Origin of the sequence: Cronobacter sp. EKM101R, from assembly GCF_963888145.1 — a bacterium.
Taxonomy (GTDB): domain Bacteria; phylum Pseudomonadota; class Gammaproteobacteria; order Enterobacterales; family Enterobacteriaceae; genus Cronobacter; species Cronobacter turicensis.
Genome location: NZ_CAWPHW010000002.1, coordinates 113,867 through 131,728, shown reverse-complemented (window position 1 = coordinate 131,728; position 17,862 = coordinate 113,867). Strand labels below are relative to the sequence as shown.

Annotated in this window: 21 protein-coding genes; 15 read left to right on the top strand and 6 right to left on the bottom strand. The window is 59.9% G+C overall.

Features of this window, described 5'->3' with window-relative positions; genetic code table 11:
- Window positions 1–63 precede the first annotated feature (63 nt).
- The 6 genes from gatZ to AACV31_RS04375 all read left to right on the top strand — a co-directional run bounded on the left by gatZ (window position 64) and on the right by AACV31_RS04375 (window position 5,475).
- The gene (gene gatZ / locus AACV31_RS04400) at window positions 64–1,335 is read left to right on the top strand and encodes a tagatose-bisphosphate aldolase subunit GatZ (protein ID WP_165155635.1); all 1,272 of its coding nucleotides are present in this window, start codon (window positions 64–66) and stop codon (window positions 1,333–1,335) included.
- A 13-nt stretch (window positions 1,336–1,348) separates the two neighbouring features.
- A complete protein-coding gene (gene gatA, locus AACV31_RS04395) occupies window positions 1,349–1,816 on the top strand; it encodes a PTS galactitol transporter subunit IIA (RefSeq protein ID WP_165155633.1) in 468 nt (155 codons plus the stop codon).
- A gap of 26 nt (window positions 1,817–1,842) precedes the next feature.
- On the top strand, window positions 1,843–2,127 hold the full coding sequence (gatB, locus tag AACV31_RS04390; RefSeq protein ID WP_007766890.1) for a PTS galactitol transporter subunit IIB: 285 nt from the start codon (window positions 1,843–1,845) through the stop codon (window positions 2,125–2,127).
- Window positions 2,128–2,131: 4 nt separating this feature from the next.
- The gene (locus tag AACV31_RS04385) at window positions 2,132–3,505 is read left to right on the top strand and encodes a galactitol-specific PTS transporter subunit IIC (RefSeq protein WP_007766884.1); all 1,374 of its coding nucleotides are present in this window, start codon (window positions 2,132–2,134) and stop codon (window positions 3,503–3,505) included.
- A 42-nt stretch (window positions 3,506–3,547) separates the two neighbouring features.
- Complete coding sequence (gatD, locus tag AACV31_RS04380) at window positions 3,548–4,591, top strand: galactitol-1-phosphate 5-dehydrogenase (protein WP_165155631.1); 1,044 nt, start codon at window positions 3,548–3,550, stop codon at window positions 4,589–4,591.
- Window positions 4,592–4,701: 110 nt separating this feature from the next.
- Complete coding sequence (locus AACV31_RS04375; protein ID WP_165155629.1) at window positions 4,702–5,475, top strand: DeoR/GlpR family DNA-binding transcription regulator; 774 nt, start codon at window positions 4,702–4,704, stop codon at window positions 5,473–5,475.
- Window positions 5,476–5,535: 60 nt separating this feature from the next.
- Here AACV31_RS04375 and rsmI read toward each other — a convergent pair whose 3' ends face one another.
- Window positions 5,536–6,396: a 16S rRNA (cytidine(1402)-2'-O)-methyltransferase gene (gene rsmI, locus AACV31_RS04370; RefSeq protein ID WP_041923119.1), complete on the bottom strand. Its 861-nt coding sequence runs from the start codon at window positions 6,394–6,396 to the stop codon at window positions 5,536–5,538.
- A gap of 62 nt (window positions 6,397–6,458) precedes the next feature.
- Here rsmI and AACV31_RS04365 point away from each other — a divergent pair, with 62 nt between their 5' ends.
- From AACV31_RS04365 to dolP, 4 genes are read left to right on the top strand one after another with little or no spacing between them, the layout of a single operon-like run.
- Window positions 6,459–8,513, top strand: a complete 2,055-nt coding sequence (locus AACV31_RS04365; protein ID WP_165155627.1) for a penicillin-binding protein activator — start codon at window positions 6,459–6,461, stop codon at window positions 8,511–8,513.
- The gene (locus tag AACV31_RS04360) at window positions 8,471–8,866 is read left to right on the top strand and encodes a YraN family protein (protein ID WP_012815042.1); all 396 of its coding nucleotides are present in this window, start codon (window positions 8,471–8,473) and stop codon (window positions 8,864–8,866) included. Before AACV31_RS04365 ends, AACV31_RS04360 begins: the two co-directional genes overlap by 43 nt.
- 26 nt (window positions 8,867–8,892) lie before the next feature.
- Complete coding sequence (gene diaA, locus AACV31_RS04355; protein WP_004385040.1) at window positions 8,893–9,483, top strand: DnaA initiator-associating protein DiaA; 591 nt, start codon at window positions 8,893–8,895, stop codon at window positions 9,481–9,483.
- Window positions 9,484–9,492: 9 nt separating this feature from the next.
- Window positions 9,493–10,068, top strand: a complete 576-nt coding sequence (gene dolP / locus AACV31_RS04350; RefSeq protein ID WP_007714902.1) for a division/outer membrane stress-associated lipid-binding lipoprotein — start codon at window positions 9,493–9,495, stop codon at window positions 10,066–10,068.
- A gap of 241 nt (window positions 10,069–10,309) precedes the next feature.
- Here dolP and AACV31_RS04345 read toward each other — a convergent pair whose 3' ends face one another.
- Both AACV31_RS04345 and AACV31_RS04340 read right to left on the bottom strand, forming a co-directional pair.
- Window positions 10,310–11,353, bottom strand: coding sequence for a permease (locus AACV31_RS04345; RefSeq protein WP_165155625.1), 1,044 nt, complete (start codon window positions 11,351–11,353; stop codon window positions 10,310–10,312).
- A gap of 76 nt (window positions 11,354–11,429) precedes the next feature.
- Window positions 11,430–12,080 carry an NAD-dependent epimerase/dehydratase family protein gene (locus tag AACV31_RS04340; protein ID WP_165155623.1) on the bottom strand — a complete coding sequence of 217 codons (651 nt, stop codon included), beginning with the start codon at window positions 12,078–12,080 and terminating at the stop codon, window positions 11,430–11,432.
- Window positions 12,081–12,224: 144 nt separating this feature from the next.
- On the opposite strand from AACV31_RS04340, the gene AACV31_RS04335 reads away from it, so the two are divergent.
- Entirely contained in the window at window positions 12,225–12,743 is a 519-nt protein-coding gene (locus AACV31_RS04335) for a type 1 glutamine amidotransferase domain-containing protein (RefSeq protein WP_146376589.1), read from the top strand.
- Here AACV31_RS04335 and AACV31_RS04330 read toward each other — a convergent pair.
- A complete protein-coding gene (locus AACV31_RS04330; RefSeq protein ID WP_007766848.1) occupies window positions 12,723–13,157 on the bottom strand; it encodes a YhbP family protein in 435 nt (144 codons plus the stop codon). The two genes, AACV31_RS04335 and AACV31_RS04330, sit on opposite strands and share 21 nt — an antisense overlap.
- Window positions 13,158–13,222: 65 nt before the next feature.
- Here AACV31_RS04330 and AACV31_RS04325 point away from each other — a divergent pair, with 65 nt between their 5' ends.
- Window positions 13,223–13,510 carry a GIY-YIG nuclease family protein gene (locus tag AACV31_RS04325; RefSeq protein ID WP_012815036.1) on the top strand — a complete coding sequence of 96 codons (288 nt, stop codon included), beginning with the start codon at window positions 13,223–13,225 and terminating at the stop codon, window positions 13,508–13,510.
- 2 nt (window positions 13,511–13,512) lie between these two features.
- Here the strand turns inward: AACV31_RS04325 and AACV31_RS04320 are convergent, their stop codons facing one another.
- Entirely contained in the window at window positions 13,513–14,016 is a 504-nt protein-coding gene (locus AACV31_RS04320) for a GNAT family N-acetyltransferase (protein ID WP_075197342.1), read from the bottom strand.
- Window positions 14,010–14,534, bottom strand: coding sequence for a ubiquinone anaerobic biosynthesis accessory factor UbiT (gene ubiT, locus AACV31_RS04315; protein WP_075197341.1), 525 nt, complete (start codon window positions 14,532–14,534; stop codon window positions 14,010–14,012). Before ubiT ends, AACV31_RS04320 begins: the two co-directional genes overlap by 7 nt.
- A 248-nt stretch (window positions 14,535–14,782) precedes the next feature.
- Between ubiT and ubiU the strand changes: the two genes are divergently transcribed.
- The 3 genes from ubiU (at window position 14,783) to AACV31_RS04300 (ending at window position 17,830) form a co-directional block, all read left to right on the top strand.
- Entirely contained in the window at window positions 14,783–15,778 is a 996-nt protein-coding gene (gene ubiU, locus AACV31_RS04310; RefSeq protein ID WP_075197340.1) for a ubiquinone anaerobic biosynthesis protein UbiU, read from the top strand.
- 10 nt (window positions 15,779–15,788) lie between these two features.
- A complete protein-coding gene (locus AACV31_RS04305; RefSeq protein ID WP_161589595.1) occupies window positions 15,789–16,667 on the top strand; it encodes a U32 family peptidase in 879 nt (292 codons plus the stop codon).
- Between the two features lie 152 nt (window positions 16,668–16,819).
- Complete coding sequence (locus AACV31_RS04300) at window positions 16,820–17,830, top strand: luciferase-like monooxygenase (RefSeq protein WP_161589594.1); 1,011 nt, start codon at window positions 16,820–16,822, stop codon at window positions 17,828–17,830.
- The last annotated feature ends 32 nt before the right edge of the window (window positions 17,831–17,862 follow it).

Below are 17,862 nucleotides of genomic sequence, written 5' to 3'. Positions count from 1 at the left end.
AGCGAAATGAGCCCTTTGTTAGTCAAACAACAGTTTATGAAATTAAATGAAAATGGAGGGAATATGCAGGATTTGATAGCCCGACACAAAGCCGGAGAGCCTATTGGAATATGCTCCGTCTGCTCCGCCCACCCGCTGGTGATAGAAGCGGCGCTGCGTTTCGATCTTCACACCGACAGAAAGGTGTTGATTGAAGCCACCTCAAACCAGGTCAATCAGTCTGGCGGCTACACCGGTATGCAGCCCCATCAGTTTCGCGATTTCGTCTGGCAGATAGCAGACCGGATCGGCTTCCCCCACCAGCGCATTATTCTGGGCGGCGATCACCTTGGCCCCAACTGCTGGCAAAACGAGAGCGCGGAAGCGGCAATGGAAAAAGCCGTCGCGCTGGTCGCCGCGTATGTGGCGGCGGGCTTTAGCAAAATTCATCTTGATGCCTCAATGTCCTGCGAAGGCGATCCCGTACCGCTTGCACCGCATACGGTGGCCGAGCGGGCAGCCCGGCTTTGCGAGGCGGCGGAGCGCGCCGCCACCGCGGAGCAACGGCAACGGCTGACCTATGTCATCGGGACGGAAGTGCCCGTGCCGGGTGGCGAGGCCACGACGATTGGCAGCGTACACGTCACGCGCGTGGAAGATGCCTCGCTGACGCTTGAAACCCACCGCGAGGCGTTTTACCGGCTGGGGCTGGAGGAGGCATTTGAACGCGTCATCGCGATGGTGGTGCAGCCCGGCGTGGAGTTCGACCATACCCAGATCATTCACTATCAGCCACAGCACGCGCAGGCGCTTTCCGCATGGATTAACCAGACGCCGCTGGTGTACGAGGCCCACTCAACGGATTACCAGTCACGCCAGGCGTACCGGGCGCTGGTCCATGACCATTTCGCCATTCTGAAAGTGGGGCCTGCGCTGACCTTCGCGCTGCGCGAAGCCCTCTTTGGGCTGGCCTGGATGGAAGAGGCGCTGATCCCGCCGGAACGCCGCAGCCACGTGCGGGACGTCATTGACGAAGTGATGCTGAACGAGCCGGCGTACTGGAAAAAGTATTACCGCCCCACCTGGAGCCAGGCGATGGTCGATATTCACTTCAGCCTCTCCGATCGCATCCGCTACTACTGGCCGCACCCGCGCATCAGCCAGAGCGTGGGCAAGCTTATCGCCAATCTGGAAGAGATATCGCTCCCTCCCGGCCTTATCAGCCAGTTTCTGCCGGGGCAGTTTGAGAGCGTGAACGACGGGACGCTGAAAGCCACGCCGTACGACCTGATTATCGACAAAATCCAGGACGTGCTGCGCGCCTACCGTTACGGCTGCGCCCCTGACGCCGACTAACAAAGAGGAACCCATGAGCCAATTATTCGTACGTACCGGCATCGCTTTTTCCGGCTGTCAGCATGCGCTGGCGCACATTGGCGAAACCATGCTGGCCAAAGGGGTGGTGCGTGACACCTACCCCGCCGCGCTGCTGGAGCGGGAGGCGGCCTTCCCGACGGGCATTGCGCTTGAGCGGCATGCGGTCGCTATCCCGCACTGCGAGGCGATACATGCCGTGTCGCCAGCCATTTACCTGATCCGCCCGGATTCCCCGGTGTACTTCCAGCGCGCCGACGATGACGGCGAGGTAGCCGTCTCTCTCATTATCGCGCTGATAGTCGACAACCCGGCGGCGCAACTGACGCTGCTGCGCCGTTTATTCGGCAAGTTGCAAGACCCTGACGTGCTGGACGCGCTGCTGCAGGCGCCCGACGCGGAGCTGGCCACGCGGTTTGAACAGACCATCCTTGAGCCTGAACCCTGCGCCCGGGCTTCATAATCTACTGATAATAAAAGGAGTACCCTATGAAACGAAAAATCATCGTGGCCTGCGGCGGCGCGGTCGCCACATCGACCATGGCGGCAGAAGAGATTAAAGAGCTGTGCGAAGCGCACCATATTGAACTGGATCTGGTGCAGTGCAGGGTGAACGAGATTGAAACCTATATGGATGGCGCCGATCTTATCTGCACCACGGCAAAAGTCGAACGCACGTTTGGCGATATTCCGGTGGTGCACGGCATGCCCTTCGTCTCTGGCGTCGGCATTGAGGCGCTCCAGCAAAAAATCCTGACAATCCTGATGGGGTGACGCCATGTTTAGCGAAATCATGCGTTACATACTCGACCTCGGCCCCACGGTCATGCTGCCGGTGGTCATTATCATCTTCTCAAAGCTGCTCGGCATGAAAGCGGGCGAATGCTTCCGGTCTGGCCTGCATATTGGCATCGGGTTTGTGGGTATCGGGCTCGTCATCGGCCTGATGCTGGATTCGATTGGCCCGGCGGCGAAGGCGATGGCGGAACATTTCGAAATAAACCTTCATGTGGTGGACGTGGGCTGGCCGGGATCTTCACCCATGACGTGGGCGTCGCAAATCGCGCTGGTGGCAATCCCCATCGCGATTATCGTCAACATCGCCATGCTGGTGACCCGCATGACGCGCGTGGTGAATGTCGATATCTGGAATATCTGGCATATGACGTTTACCGGCGCCATGTTGCATCTCGCCACGGGCTCTTACTGGATTGGCATTGTGGGCGTGGCGGCCCATGCCGCTTTTGTCTACAAGCTTGGCGACTGGTTTGCCAAAGATACCCGCGACTATTTTGGTCTGGAAGGCATGGCAATCCCTCACGGTACGTCCGCCTATCTCGGCCCCATCGCGGTACTGGTAGATACCCTTATTGATAAAATTCCGGGGCTTAATCGCATCCATTTCAGCGCCGACGACGTGCAGAAGCGGTTCGGCCCTTTTGGCGAGCCGGTCACCGTGGGCTTTGTCATGGGGCTCGTCATCGGTCTGCTGGCAGGTTATGACGTCAAAGGCGTACTGCAACTGGCGGTAAAAACCGCGGCGGTAATGCTCCTGATGCCGCGCGTCATTAAACCGATTATGGATGGCCTGACGCCTATCGCGAAGCAGGCGCGTAAGCGGCTGCAGGCGAAATTCGGCAGCCAGGAGTTCCTGATTGGTCTCGATCCGGCCCTGCTGCTGGGCCACACCTCGGTGGTGTCCGCCAGCCTGATTTTTATTCCTTTAACCATTCTGATTGCGGTTGTCGTGCCGGGCAATCAGGTGCTGCCGTTTGGCGATCTGGCCACCATCGGGTTCTTTGTGGCAATGGCGGTCGCGGTGCACCAGGGGAACCTTTTCCGCACCCTGATCTCCGGCGTCATCATCATGAGCATGACGCTCTGGATAGCGACACAGACTATCGGCCTGCATACCCAGCTTGCCGCCAATGCGGGCGCGCTTAAAGCGGGTGGGCTGGTGGCTTCGATGGATCAGGGCGGCTCGCCGGTGACCTGGCTGCTGATCCAGCTCTGCACCTGGCAGAACGTGACGGGGTTTGTCGTTATCGGCGTCATTTATCTTACTGGCGTGCTGCTTACCTGGCGTCGCGCGCGGGCGTTCGTCGCGGTGGAAAAAGCCGCCGTCAACGAGGCAGGCCCGAGCGTTTCATGACCATGGGGGAGCGCCGCTCCCCCTGCAATTTCTGGAGGAACAATGAAATCAGTGGTAATTCATGCTGAGGGCAGCGTACGCGTTGAAGAACGCCCTGTGCCCACTATCAATGCGGACGACGACGTCCTGGTGAAAGTCGTTTGTTCGGGTTTATGCGGCTCCGATATCCCCCGCATTTTCGCCCACGGCGCGCACTACTATCCCATTACGCTGGGCCATGAGTTTAGCGGCTATGTGGAGCGCTGCGGCAGCGCGGTAAGCGATCTTTCACCCGGCGATGCGGTGGCCTGCGTGCCGCTACAGCCCTGTTTTGTCTGTGAAGAATGCGCGCGCGGTTACTTTTCCCTGTGCCGACACTACCAGTTTGTCGGCTCCCGCAGCGAAGGTGGCCACGCCGAGTATATTGTGGTCAGGCGCGCCAGCCTCTTTCTATTACCGCCAGAGATGTCGGTTGAAGATGGCGCGTTTCTCGAACCTGTTACCGTCGGGCTACATGCTTTTCACCAGGCCCAGGGGTGTGAAGGCAAAAACGTCGTGATCGTCGGCGCCGGCACTATCGGTCTGCTGGCGATGCAGTGCGCACAGGCGCTGGGCGCGAATAGCGTGACGGCCATTGATATTAATCCCGAAAAGCTCCGACTGGCGCACGCGCTCGGCGCCGATCGCGTGCTGAACAGCCGTGAAATGTCCGCGCAGGCCATTTCCGCCGCGCTGGAGGCGCAGCGCTTCGATCAACTGGTGCTGGAAACCGCGGGCACGCCGCAGACGGTATCACTGGCCATCGACATCGCCGGGCCGCGCGCGCAGGTCGCGCTGGTGGGAACGCTGCATCATGACCTTACGCTCTGCGCCGCGGTTTTTGGCAAAATTTTGCGTAATGAACTGACGCTGCTCGGCAGCTGGATGAACTATTCGGCGCCCTGGCCGGGTGAAGAGTGGCGAACCGCCGCGCGGCTGCTTGCCGAAAAGCGGCTGTCGCTTGAGCCACTGATTGCGCATCAGGGCGATGAGGAAAGCTTCGTCAGCGCCGTCCGGGCGCTGAACGGCGCGCCGATGCAGGGCAAAATTCTGCTGCGCTTCGCCTGACACAATGAGCCAGCAACCTGAGCTGGCTCACATTTGCTTTCGAAATACGGCGTTCATCTTTCACATTGCTTCATTTACACTGGCAGGAGTCAATTATCAGGCAAACCGATATGAACTCTTTTGAGCGAAGGAACAAAATTCTCGATCTGGTGAATACGCAAGGTAGCGTGATGGTACTGGATCTTTCGAACGCTTTTGACATTTCTGAGGTCACCATCCGCGCCGACCTGCGCTTTCTGGAAGAAAAAGGGCTGGTGACGCGCTTTCACGGCGGCGCCGGGAAGCCCGGCAGCAACCTTGCGGAAAGCGACAATCAGGAGGTGAAGCTGGAAGAACGCTACCAGCTGGCGAGCGATCCTAAAAAACGCATCGCCCAGGCCGCCGCCGCGATGATCAACGAAGGAATGACGCTCATTCTCGATAGCGGCAGCACGACCCTGCTCATTGCGCACGAGCTGGCCAGGATGGCGAATATTACGGTCATCACCAACAGCCTGCCCGCCGCCTGCGCGCTCGCGAATAATAAAGATATTACGCTGGTGGTTTGCGGCGGCACGGTGCGGCATAAAACGCTTTCCATGCATGGCACGATTGCGGAGCACTCATTGCAGGGCATCAGCGCCGACCTGATGTTTGTCGGCGCCGACGGCATTGACGCCACTAACGGCATTACCACCTTTAACGAAGGCTATTCTGTCAGCGGCGCGATGGCGGCGGCGGCCCATAAGGTTATCGCCGTCCTGGACGCGACCAAATTTAACCGTCGCGGATTTAACCAGGTGTTGCCGATGGCCGAGCTAGACTGTGTCATCACTGACGAAGGCATCAGCGAAAAAGACAAAACGTCGCTTAAGAAAACGGGCGTTGAACTGAAAATCGTGTGATTCAGGGCGTTTATGGCCGTCGCGCTGACAGTCGCGACGGCGAACGGGCGCAAAGCAGGTTTACGCCTGCTGCTCCAGCGCGTACTTATAGAGCGCATTCTTCTTTACGCCGTGGATTTCCGCCGCCAGCGCCGCGGCTTTTTTCAGCGGCAGCTCGGCCTGCAGCAGCGCGAGCGTGCGCAGCGCGTCAGGCGGCAGCGCGTCTTCCTGCGCTTTATGCCCCTCGACGATGAGCACCATCTCACCCTTGCGGCGGTTTTCATCCTCTTTCACCCAGGCGAGCAGCTCGCCCACCGGCGCGCCGTTAATGGTTTCCCAGGTTTTGGTCAGTTCGCGCGCCAGCACCACGTAACGGGACTCGCCCCAGACGGCGACCATATCTTCCAGGCTTTCCAGCAGACGATGGGTGGACTCATAAAAAATCAGCGTGCGCGGCTCCTGCTCCAGCGCCTTCAGCGTGTCGCGACGGCCTTTGGATTTCGCTGGTAAAAAGCCTTCATAGCAGAAGCGGTCAGAGGGCAAGCCCGCGGCGGAAAGCGCAGCGATAGCGGCACACGGCCCCGGCAGCGGCACCACGCGCAGTCCGGCTTCACGGCAGGCGCGCACCAGATGATAGCCCGGGTCGTTAATCAAGGGCGTCCCGGCGTCGGACACCAGCGCGATGTTCTGCCCCTCGCGCAGTTTGGCTATCAGGGTTTCCGCTTTTTGCTGTTCGTTATGGTCGTGCAGCGCAAAAAGCCGGGCGCTGATAGCAAAATGTTGCAGCAACAGACCAGTATGACGGGTATCCTCAGCGGCGATAAGATCGACGGACTGCAATACTGTCAGGGCGCGTTGCGTGATGTCGCCGAGATTGCCGATAGGCGTCGGGACGATATAGAGCTGGCCCTGAGAATTCTGCGCCGAATCGTTTTGTTTCATTGTTTCGTCCGTATTGCCGATTTAAAATTGAACATTCACCAGAAAAACCCACTGGATACAGTATGGTACCTTCTAAATTTTCCGGCTCTAAAGCCGCGCGTTGTCTGCCTGTCCTGCTGGCAGCCCTGTTTTTCGCAGGCTGCGGCACGCAGACGCCTGATCAAAGCACTGCGCATATGCAGGGCGAAGCCAAAGCGGATTCCGGCTTTTATCTGCACCAGATGGAACAAAGCCGTGATGATAGCAAGACCAACTGGCAATTACTCGCCATACGTGCACTGCTCGGCGAAGGTAAACGCGAGCGCGCCATCACGCTCTACGGCGAGCTGCCGCAGAACCTGACGGACGCCCAGCGTCGCGAAGCGTCGCTGCTGGAAGCGCAAATCAAAGTGGCGCAGCAGGATTATCAGGGCGCCATCGCGTTGCTGGATAAAATCAGCCCGGCGGATCTGAACGACGAGCAGAAAGCCCGCTACTGGCAGGCCAAAATCGACGCCAGCCAGGGCCGTCCGTCGCTGGAACTGCTACGTGCGCTGATCGCGCAGGAGCCGCTGTTGCAGGGCCCGTCGAAACAGAAAAACATCGACGCCACCTGGCAGGCGCTGTCGCAGATGTCTGCGGATCAAGCGAAGGCGCTGGTCATCAACGCCGATGAAAACACGCTTCAGGGCTGGCTCGATCTTCAGCGCGTCTGGTTCGATAACCGCAACGATCCGAAAATGCTCCAGGCGGGCGTGAAGGACTGGCAGACGCGCTACCCGCAAAATCCGGGCGCGAAAATGCTGCCGACGCAGCTCGCTAATCTGCAAAACTACAAGCCTGCCTCTGCCGATAAAATCGCGCTGCTGCTGCCGCTGAACGGCCAGGCGGCGGTATTTGGCCGCGCCATCCAGCAAGGTTTTGAAGCCGCGAAAAACGCGGGCACCAGCCCGGTCGCCGTTCAGTCGCCAACGCCTGCGCAGGCGGAGAGCGCCGCACAGCCTGCGAATAGCGCCCAGACACCGCCGACCGACGGCGTGGCAAGCCCTGCCGCCGCCCCGGTCGACGATCTGGCCGCGCAGCCTGACGCCCAGGAAAGCGCGCAGCCAACACAGCAACCGGTTGATGCACAGCCTGTCGCTGCCGCGCCCGCGAACCCTGCCGCGGAAATTAAAGTGTATGACACCAGCTCGCAGTCCATCACGCAGATCCTGGCCCAGGCGCAGCAGGATGGCGCAAGCCTGGTCGTCGGCCCGCTCCTGAAAGAGAGCGTGGACGGCGTGCTGAAAAGCGGCACACCGCTGAACGTGCTGGCGCTTAACCAGCCGGAGACGGTGCAGAATCGCCCGAATGTCTGCTATTTCGCGCTGTCGCCGGAAGATGAAGCCGCCGACGCCGCCGCCCATATCTGGCAGGAAGGCAAACGCGCGCCGCTACTGCTGGTGCCTTACAGCGCGCTGGGCGATCGCGTCACTAAAGCCTTCGCCGACCGCTGGGCGCAGCTTGGCGGCGGTACGGTGCTGCAGCAGAAATTCGGCTCCGTCAACGAGCTGAAAATGAATATCAACGGCGGCACCGGCATCGCGCTGACCGGCTCGCCTGTCGCCGCCAGCCTGCCGCAACAGCAGCCTGTGACCATAGGCGGCCTCTCCATTCCGGCGCCGCCGACCGACGCGCAAATCACCGCAGGCAGCAGCGGCAACGTGGATGCCGTCTATATCGTCGCCACGCCGTCTGAGATTGCCCTGATTAAGCCGATGATCGCCATGCGCGCGGGCAGCCACAGCGGAGCGACGCTGTATGCCAGTTCGCGCAGCGCTCAGGGCGGCTCGGGCCCGGATTTCCGCCTCGAAATGGAAGGTCTGGAGTTCAGCGATATCCCGATGCTCACCGGCAGCAACCCAGCGCTGCAGCAGCAGGCGCTTTCCGCGGTGAATAACGACTACTCGCTGGCGCGTCTGTATGCGATGGGCGTGGATGCCTGGTCGCTGGCGAACCATTTCTCTCAGATGCGTCAGGTGCCCGGCTTCCAGCTGAGCGGCAACACCGGCGCGCTTAGCGCGACACAGAACTGCGTCATTAACAGGAAGTTAACGTGGCTCAAATACCAGCAGGGACAGTTGGTTCCGGCCAACTGAGTCGCAAAGAGACCGGCGCCGTCTGGGAAGCCCGGGCGCGCGCTTTTCTTGAGCGTAAAGGATTACGCTTTATCGCCGCCAACGTGCATGAGCGTGGCGGCGAAATCGATCTCATCATGGACGATCGTGGCGTGACGGTATTCGTCGAGGTACGCTACCGCCGCGCCAGTCTGTATGGCGGCGCGGCCGCCAGCGTCACCCGCAGCAAACAGCAAAAATTGTTACATGCCGCCCGGTTGTGGCTAGCGCGCCACAATGGGAGCTTTGATACTGTGGATTGCCGGTTCGATGTGTTAGCCTTCACCGGCAATGAAATCGAGTGGATTGCGAACGCCTTTTCGCTCCACGCCTGAAATGACGTAACGCTCAAAGGATAATCGTGCTAGAAAGAATCAAAGTCTGCTTTACGGAAAGCATTCAAACCCAGATTGCGGCGGCGGAAGCACTCCCGGATGCGATTTCACGTGCGGCCATGACCCTGGTTCAGTCTCTCCTTAACGGCAACAAAATCCTCTGCTGCGGTAACGGCACGTCCGGCGCCAACGCGCAGCATTTCGCAGCCAGCATGATCAATCGTTATGAAACCGAACGGCCCGGTTTACCTGCCATTGCACTAAATACCGATAATGTGGTCTTAACCGCGATAACCAACGACAGGCTGCATGACGAAGTGTATGCCAAACAGGTGCGCGCGCTGGGCCACGCCGGAGATGTGCTGCTGGCGATCTCCACCCGTGGTAACAGCCGCGATATCGTGAAAGCCGTTGAAGCGGCCGTCACCCGCGATATGACTATCGTGGCGCTGACTGGCTACGACGGCGGCGAGCTGGCAGGTCTGCTCGGCCCGCAGGATGTGGAGATCCGTATTCCTTCCCATCGCAGCGCGCGCATTCACGAGATGCATATGCTGACAGTCAACTGCCTGTGCGATCTTATCGATAACACATTGTTTCCACACCAGGATGATTAAGGAGTGCTCATGAAGGCCATTAAACCCCTTGCGGTGGTGATGACCGCGCTAGTGCTACAGGGCTGCGTCGCGGCCGCCGTCGTCGGAACCGCGGCTGTCGGCACCAAAGCCGCCACCGATCCGCGCAGTGTGGGTACTCAGGTTGATGACGGGACGCTGGAGCTGCGCGTCAATACCGCGCTTGGCAAAGATGAACAGCTGAAGAAAGAAGCGCGTATTAACGTGACGGCTTATCAGGGCAAAGTGTTGCTGACGGGCCAGTCGCCGAACCCGGAACTGGCGTCCCGCGCGAAACAAATCGCGATGGGCGTGGAAGGCGCGACGGAAGTGTTTAACGAGATCCGCAACGGTCAACCGATTGGGCTGGGCACCGCGTCGTCGGACACCTGGATCACCACCAAAGTGCGCTCTCAGCTGCTTGGCAGCGATCAGGTGAAATCGTCTAACGTGAAGGTAACGACCGAGAACGGCGAAGTGTTCCTGCTGGGTCTGGTGACCGACCGCGAAGGCCGCGCGGCAGCGGATACCGCAAGCCGGGTGAGCGGCGTGAAACACGTCACCACCGCGTTTACCTACATTAAATAATCCCCTCACCCCAGCCCTCTTCCCGCCGGGGAGAGGGTTTCTGCGACATCCTTACACTTATGACGATGGCGGGTGCGCTTCGCTTACCCGCCCTACAACACCGCAACGCCGGTTCTCCGGCGGGTGCGCTTTGCTTACCCGCCCTACAGAATGGATAAGGCTCGCTTACCCGCCCTACGGTAAAGGGAATACTTTTGGCTTTTGTAGGGTGGGTAAGCGAAGCGCACCCACCTTTCCAGTATCAGAAAACCAGCGCCAGCGCGCCTGTCACCGCACCCGCCAGCATCACCATCCCGCCGGTCAGCCATAACGCTTTCGCAGGGAAAGCCTTACGCAACATGATGAGCGAAGGCAGGCTTACCGCAGGCAGCGTCACCAGCAGCGCCAGCCCCGGCGCGACGCCCATACCCGCTACCATCATGGTCTGCACAATCGGAATTTCCGCCGCGGTCGGGATAACGAACAGGCAACCGGCAATCGCCATCGCCAGCACCCAGAACAGCGTATTGCCCACCGCGCCGTCGGCGTGCGGGAACAGCCAGACGCGCGCGGCGCCCAGCGCCAGCACCGCCAGCAGATACACCGGGATCGTATTCCAGAACAGCGTCCAGAGCGCCTGAAACCAGCGCGCCATAAAGCTGCCCTGCGGAGCCTCTGCGGGCAGCGCCGCCTCTGGCAGCGCAGGCGCTGGCGTGTCGGCCACAAACCGCTGCACCAGCGACGCGATGCCGATAACCATCACCAGGCCCACCACCACGCGGATAAGCGTAAACTCCCAGCCCAGCACAAAGCCCATAAACACCAGCGTCGCCGGGTTCAGCAACGGGTTGCCGAGCCAGAACGCCAGCGCGCCGCCCATCGACACCGACTGACGGCGCATCCCGGCGGCCACAGGCGCGGCGCAGCAGGTGCACATCATGCCCGGCAGTGAAAACAGCGTGCCGAGCAGCGTGCCGCGAAAACGCGGCTGACCCAGCGTGCGCACCAGCCAGTCGCGCGGGATCAACACCTGAATCAGCGAGCCCAGCAGCACGCCGAGCACGGCGGCTTTCCAGACGGCGAGAAAATAGATGGCGGCGTAATCGATCGCCGCGCGCAACGGGTTATCCTGCGCGTTAGCGAGAATGGAATGACCAATGCTGTGGGTTTGCGCCGCGGTAAAAGCTTTGCCGTAATAAGGCTGCCATTTGACGTACCACAGACCAATAAACAGGACGAGAAAAAATAGCGCGGGTTTCCACCATGCGGGGGATTTCGGCGCCAGAGATGAAGACTGACCAGCCATAACATTCCTCTGGAAAACAGGGGGTAAATTTTTGCCGGTCAATAGTACGCCCGCCGGACGCGTTTTGAAACGCTGTTCAGCGCGCCGTTTGCGCCGCTATTTCACGCAATTGCGCCGAATCGAGCACCGCGACGTCTTCTTTTGCGGGCGACAGCGACGCATTTATCAGCGCCTGCGCCACGGTTTGCGCCTCAATGGCTTTCCATTTCCCCGGCAGCAGACGAAACAGCGGGGCCATGAAAGATTCCCCGGCGCGGCGTTTTTCGCGATCGCCTATGAGCAGCGACGGACGCGCCAGCGTCAGCCGCGGCCAGCCCTGCGCCTTCAGCGCTGTTTCCATCTCCCCTTTTACGCGGTTGTAGAAAAACGGCGAATTCGGGTTCGCGCCGAGCGCGCTGACCACCAGCATATGCTTTGCGCCAAGCCGCAGCCCGGCGAGCGACGTGTCCACCACCAGCGTGTAGTCGGCAAGAATAAACGCCTCTTTGCTGCCCGCCTCGCGCCGCGTAGTGCCGAGACAACAAAAGACGATATCCAGCGGCGCGCTAAGCTGCGTCAGCACATCGGAGAGCTGCGGGTCGCACGGGTTTTCCACTTTATGCATCGGCACGCGCAACGGACGACGGGTTGGCGCGATGATCGACGACACGCGCGGTTCGTCGACCAGCATCCGTAGCAGATGGCCGCCCACCAGCCCGCTGGCGCCGGTTATCAGTACTCGACTCATGATCGCTCCTTTGCAGAATCTTCTGCCTTGCAATGTCAGCGCCCTGAACCAGGCTTAATAGTCTGTGTGGTTTAAGTATTTACCATTTCTGGCAAAAGCCATTACTGCACATCACCGTTCTGCAAAGACACCAAGGGAGGCGTAATGAGCAAGAAGATTGCAGTCTTAATCACTGATGAGTTCGAAGATTCGGAATTCACATCCCCGGCGGCCGAGTATCGCAAGGCCGGACATGAAGTGATCACCATTGAGAAAGAAGCCGGTAAAACCGTCACTGGTAAGCAAGGCGAGGCGAAAGTCACTATTGATAAGGCCATCGATGAGGTGAGCCCGGCTGATTTCGACGCCCTGCTGTTGCCTGGCGGTCATTCACCCGACAGCCTGCGCGGCGACGATCGTTTCGTCACCTTTACCCGCGACTTTGTGAATACTGGTAAACCGGTCTTCGCTATCTGCCACGGGCCGCAGCTGTTAATTAGCGCCGATGTGATCCGCGGGCGTAAGCTGACCGCCGTCAAGCCTATCGTGATTGACGTGAAAAACGCCGGGGCGGAGTTCTACGATCAGGAAGTGGTCATCGATAAAGACCAACTGGTGACCAGCCGCACGCCGGAAGATTTACCGGCATTTAACCGTGAGGCGCTACGCCTGCTCGGCGCGTAACCAGACGAGTTTTTTACCAAACCCCAGGGTGTTGTCAGTAAATTTGATCTCATCAAGACGGATCTCCCACAGCGGGGAGGACATCACCCTGGCCACCGGAAAGCGACGGTTGTAGCGCTCGCGCAAGGCCTCGCTTTCCGGCTCTTCCACCAGCCTTAACTCTCCTGCAAACTGCACGCCGCGGATAAGCGCCACGGTTTTGGTCTGCCCGTTGACCGTGCCTGCGACAGACGCCAGCTTGCCTGCCATTTGGCCGTGGCGGCTTTGGGTATCGCTTAACAGATAAAACGCTACCCGCTCGCGGTCATAGATATAAAACGCGTTCGCGCACCAGAGCGCGTCTTCGCGGCCGACGCAGTAAGTGACGACATGCTGCTTAGCGAGCCATTTGCTGATGGCGTCGAGAGCGTCCATTGGTTCTCCTGTCAGGGATAATCATGGTAAGGTGCGGCCAGTGATGACTGCCGCCGATACGTATTATGGAAGAATGGTTTCTTTATCTGATCCGCTGCCCCGATAACCGCCTTTATACCGGCATCACCACCGATGTCGCGCGCCGCTTCGCCCAGCATCAGCGCGGCAAAGGCGCCAAAGCGCTGCGCGGCAAAGGCGAGCTGACGCTGGTCTTCAGCGCGCCCGCGGGCAATCGCTCCGAGGCGCTGCGCGCCGAATACCGCATCAAGCAGCTGACGAAACGGCAGAAAGAGCAACTGGTCGCGGGAGAGCTGGCGTTTGAGGCGATGACAACCGCACCGCAAACGCCCTGAGATCAGAAACGATTAAAATGCTCGTGGTAATCCACGGGGCCGTGCACGCCGTTCAGGGCGTCATCGGCGAGGCGGTGCACCTGGAACGCCGCCTCGGCGCCAGGCCAGCGGCAGTGGAGGTCATAGCGGGCGGCTGGCTCAAAGCCCAGACGGTTGTAAAACTCCGGCGAGCCCAGCGTGACGACCGCCGAGTAGCCAAACTCATTGAGCGAATCGAGCCCTTCATACACGAGCTGACGACCAATCCCCTGCGCGCGCCAGGCCTCGTCGACCGCCAGCGGCGCAAGCCCCAGCCACTGGCGCTCTTCGCCCGCCACGGTAACGGGGCTGAATGCGACGTAACCCACCACCTGCCCTTCATCATCCGTTGCGACCAGCCCCAGCGTCAGCAGTCCGTCTTCACGGAGCGCGTGCACCAGCTCCGCCTCGTCGGCGCGACCGAACGCACGGCGAAGTAACGCGTCGATGCCCGGCGCATCAATGGGGATTTCTACACGAATCAGCATGGTTCACCTATGGAAGTTGCTTTGGTTAGCGGCGAGACGCGAAGCCCCGCTTCAACGAAGTCCGCCAGTTGCAGCAACATCACGCGCAGCGGTTTCGGCATCGCGTCGAGCTCAATGGCGTCCATCAGATTCTTCACATATAACCCTAATTCAGTATCGCCTTCAATCACCAGACGACGCTGGAAGAAAAGCGTATCGGGATCCTGCTTGCGCGCGGCGATCATTAACAGGTCGGCGGCGTCCGCGCGGAACATAACGTCGGCCTCGGCCTGTTCGCGCACAATGAGCTTGTCGTTTTCGACCGACGTGAACCAGCGCAGGCCGATATCGCGCACTTCGATGCCGAGCCAGCGGCCTTCAAGAAACGCCAGCTCCTCATCCGCCAGCGCCTGACGGAATTGCCAGCCGAGCAGTTGCTCCAGCGCCTGACGCTTGAGCGCAAACGGCGCGATCGCGACCGGCGCTTTCAGAAGCGAAGGGCCAAGATGTACCAGACAGGAACGCAGATTATTCAACACGGGCTTTTCTCCTTGCCAGATCACAGTGGCCGTTATTGTGCCATATCAGTCCGTTGAGATAGCGGCTCAAATCAAGCTTTGCGCCTTCGCAGGTACCCCTTTATAGATGCCATCAATACGACATTAGCTGCCTTAAATCAAAAATTGTCGCGGGCGGGTTAACTAAAATCGCCGTTCGTTAACAATTTCGCTGCCTTTATGCAGCGCGCCAGGCCCCACGCGGCCTGCTTTTATTTTCAGGACACGCTATGGAGTTGCTTTGCCCCGCCGGTAATCTGCCGGCTCTGAAGGCGGCCATCGATAATGGCGCGGATGCGGTCTATATCGGTCTGAAAGACGATACCAACGCCCGCCACTTCGCTGGTCTCAACTTTACCGAGAAAAAATTACAGGAAGCGGTCAGCTATGTGCATCAGCGTGGCCGCAAACTGCACATCGCCATCAACACCTTCGCCCACCCTGACGGCTATGAACGCTGGGAGCGCGCAGTGGATATGGCCGCCCAGCTCGGCGCCGATGCGCTGATCTTAGCGGACCTCGCGATGCTGGAGTACGCCGCCGCCCGTTATCCGCACGTCGAGCGCCATGTGTCAGTCCAGGCGTCCGCCACCAATGAAGCCGCTATCCGCTTTTATCAGCGCCATTTTGACGTGGCCCGCGTGGTGCTGCCGCGCGTGCTGTCCATTCATCAGGTAAAACAGTTAGCCCGCGTCACGCCCGTGCCGCTGGAAGTGTTCGCCTTCGGCAGCCTGTGCATTATGGCGGAAGGCCGCTGCTATCTCTCTTCGTACCTGACCGGCGAATCGCCCAATACCGTGGGCGCCTGTTCGCCCGCGCGTTTCGTGCGCTGGCAACAGACGGAACAGGGGCTGGAGTCGCGCCTGAACGACGTGTTGATTGACCGTTACCAGGAAGGCGAAAACGCCGGTTATCCGACGCTCTGCAAAGGCCGCTATCTGGTGGACGGCCAGCGTTATCACGCGCTCGAAGAGCCCACCAGCCTGAATACGCTGGAGCTGCTGCCGGAGCTGCTGGCGGCCAATATCGCCTCGGTGAAAATCGAAGGGCGCCAGCGCAGCCCGGCTTATGTCAGCCAGGTGGCGAAAGTCTGGCGTCAGGCTATCGACCGCTGCAAAGCCGACCCGCAGCGCTTTGCGCCACAACCGGCCTGGATGGACGCGCTCGGCGCGATGGCCGAAGGCACCCAGACGACGCTTGGTGCGTACCATCGCAAATGGCAGTAAGGAGAGCAGGATGAAATATGCATTAGGGCCGGTGCTGTACTACTGGCCGAAAGCGACGCTGGAGAGCTTTTACGAGGCTGCGGCCCAAAGCTCCGCCGACGTGATTTACCTCGGCGAAGCGGTGTGCAGTAAACGTCGCGATACCAAAGCCGCCGACTGGCTGGCGCTTGCCAGAACACTCGCCGCCAGCGGCAAGCAGGTGGTGCTCTCAACGCTTGCGCTGGTGCAGGCGCCGTCGGAGCTGACCGAGCTGAAGCGCTATATCGATAACGGCGAGTTTCTGATTGAGGCCAACGACTTCGGCGCCGTGGGGCTGGCCGCCGAGCGCAAGCTGCCGTTCGTCGCGGGCCATGCGCTTAACTGCTACAACGCCGTCACGCTGCGCCTGCTGCTGAAAGACGGCATGACGCGCTGGTGTATGCCGGTGGAGCTGTCGCGCGACTGGCTGGTGAATCTGCTCGATCAATGCGATGCGCTGGGTATTCGCAACAAGTTCGATGTGGAAGTGCTGAGCTACGGCCATCTGCCGCTCGCTTACTCCGCCCGCTGCTTTACCGCCCGCTCGGAAGACAGGCCGAAAGATGAGTGCGAAACCTGCTGCATCAAGTATCCCAACGGCCGTAGCATGCTCTCGCAGGAGAACAGCCAGGTCTTTGTGCTGAATGGCATTCAGACCATGAGCGGCTATGTCTATAACCTCGGCAACGACCTGTCATCGATGGCGGGACTGGTGGATATAGTGCGTCTCTCGCCGATGGGACCGGAAACGCTGACTGTCCTCGACGCGTTCCGGGCCAATGAAAACGGCGCCGCCCCGCTGCCGCTCGCCGCGCACAGCGACTGTAACGGCTACTGGCGCAGGCTCGCCGGGATGGCGCTTCAGGCGTAAGAAAAGGCTCACTTTGTTAACAGCATTTTGCATGAATTCATGCAGTATGAAAGGACAGCTTTCCGGCCGGGCCGCGGGCAAAATCCCCGAAATGCGCCAGGCTGGAAGAAGACCTTCAATCTGATGACACTGCTGTAATTAAGTGAGCCGTTATGTCTGATAAATCTGTTGTGCCTTTTTCGGTGCTCGATCTCGCGCCGATCCCGCAAGGCTCCTCCGCCCGTGAGGCGTTCCACCACTCGCTCGATTTAGCCCGTCTCGCTGAGAAGCGCGGCTACGACCGCTACTGGCTGGCGGAGCACCACAATATGACCGGCATCGCCAGCGCCGCGACATCGGTGCTGATTGGCTATCTCGCCGCCAATACCACCACGCTGCGCCTGGGCTCCGGCGGCGTGATGCTGCCCAACCACGCGCCACTGGTGATTGCCGAGCAGTTCGGCACGCTCGACGCCCTTTATCCTGGCCGTATTGAGCTGGGCCTTGGCCGCGCGCCGGGCAGCGATCAGCGCACGATGATGGCGCTGCGCCGCCATATGAATCACGATATCGACAACTTTCCGCGCGATGTGAAAGAACTGACGGACTGGTTCGACGCCCACGACCCTAACCCGGCGGTGCGCCCGGTGCCAGGCTATGGCGCAAAACTTCCGGTCTGGCTGCTGGGTTCGAGCCTCTACAGCGCGCAGCTTGCGGCGCAGATGGGCCTGCCGTTCGCGTTCGCCTCGCACTTTGCGCCAGATATGCTGTTGCAGGCGCTGCACCTCTACCGCACGCATTTCCAGCCTTCAGAGCGCCTGGAAAAACCGTATGCGATGGTGTGCATTAATATCGTCGCGGCCGACAGCAATCGCGATGCGGAGTTTTTGTTTACCTCAATGCAGCAGGCGTTTGTGAAACTGCGTCGCGGCGAAACCAGCCAGCTGCCGCCGCCGATTGAGTCCATGGACAGCTTCTGGAGCCCGGCGGAGCAGTACGGGGTGCAGCAGGCGCTCAGCATGTCGCTGGTCGGCGATAAAGCGAAAGTTCGCCATGGGTTGTTATCTATACTGCGTGAAACCGAAGCCGATGAGATTATGGTTAACGGGCAGATTTTCGATCACGAGGCGCGGCTGCACTCGTTTGATCTCGCCATGCAGGTGCGCGAAGAACTGTTGAGTTAATGCGAGTGTTTGCCCTCTGCGCAAGAGAGGGC

What these genes read in the sequence shown, in the direction of transcription:
- gatZ (WP_165155635.1), top strand. Translation starts at nt 64, where the DNA reads ATGCAGGATTTGATAGCCCGACACAAAGCCGGAGAGCCTATTGGAATA.
- gatA (WP_165155633.1), top strand. Translation starts at nt 1,349, where the DNA reads ATGAGCCAATTATTCGTACGTACCGGCATCGCTTTTTCCGGCTGTCAG.
- gatB (WP_007766890.1), top strand. Translation starts at nt 1,843, where the DNA reads ATGAAACGAAAAATCATCGTGGCCTGCGGCGGCGCGGTCGCCACATCG.
- AACV31_RS04385 (WP_007766884.1), top strand. Translation starts at nt 2,132, where the DNA reads ATGTTTAGCGAAATCATGCGTTACATACTCGACCTCGGCCCCACGGTC.
- gatD (WP_165155631.1), top strand. Translation starts at nt 3,548, where the DNA reads ATGAAATCAGTGGTAATTCATGCTGAGGGCAGCGTACGCGTTGAAGAA.
- AACV31_RS04375 (WP_165155629.1), top strand. Translation starts at nt 4,702, where the DNA reads ATGAACTCTTTTGAGCGAAGGAACAAAATTCTCGATCTGGTGAATACG.
- rsmI (WP_041923119.1), bottom strand. Translation starts at nt 6,396, where the DNA reads ATGAAACAAAACGATTCGGCGCAGAATTCTCAGGGCCAGCTCTATATC.
- AACV31_RS04365 (WP_165155627.1), top strand. Translation starts at nt 6,459, where the DNA reads ATGGTACCTTCTAAATTTTCCGGCTCTAAAGCCGCGCGTTGTCTGCCT.
- dolP (WP_007714902.1), top strand. Translation starts at nt 9,493, where the DNA reads ATGAAGGCCATTAAACCCCTTGCGGTGGTGATGACCGCGCTAGTGCTA.
- AACV31_RS04345 (WP_165155625.1), bottom strand. Translation starts at nt 11,353, where the DNA reads ATGGCTGGTCAGTCTTCATCTCTGGCGCCGAAATCCCCCGCATGGTGG.
- AACV31_RS04340 (WP_165155623.1), bottom strand. Translation starts at nt 12,080, where the DNA reads ATGAGTCGAGTACTGATAACCGGCGCCAGCGGGCTGGTGGGCGGCCAT.
- AACV31_RS04335 (WP_146376589.1), top strand. Translation starts at nt 12,225, where the DNA reads ATGAGCAAGAAGATTGCAGTCTTAATCACTGATGAGTTCGAAGATTCG.
- AACV31_RS04330 (WP_007766848.1), bottom strand. Translation starts at nt 13,157, where the DNA reads ATGGACGCTCTCGACGCCATCAGCAAATGGCTCGCTAAGCAGCATGTC.
- AACV31_RS04325 (WP_012815036.1), top strand. Translation starts at nt 13,223, where the DNA reads ATGGAAGAATGGTTTCTTTATCTGATCCGCTGCCCCGATAACCGCCTT.
- AACV31_RS04320 (WP_075197342.1), bottom strand. Translation starts at nt 14,016, where the DNA reads ATGCTGATTCGTGTAGAAATCCCCATTGATGCGCCGGGCATCGACGCG.
- ubiU (WP_075197340.1), top strand. Translation starts at nt 14,783, where the DNA reads ATGGAGTTGCTTTGCCCCGCCGGTAATCTGCCGGCTCTGAAGGCGGCC.
- AACV31_RS04305 (WP_161589595.1), top strand. Translation starts at nt 15,789, where the DNA reads ATGAAATATGCATTAGGGCCGGTGCTGTACTACTGGCCGAAAGCGACG.
- AACV31_RS04300 (WP_161589594.1), top strand. Translation starts at nt 16,820, where the DNA reads ATGTCTGATAAATCTGTTGTGCCTTTTTCGGTGCTCGATCTCGCGCCG.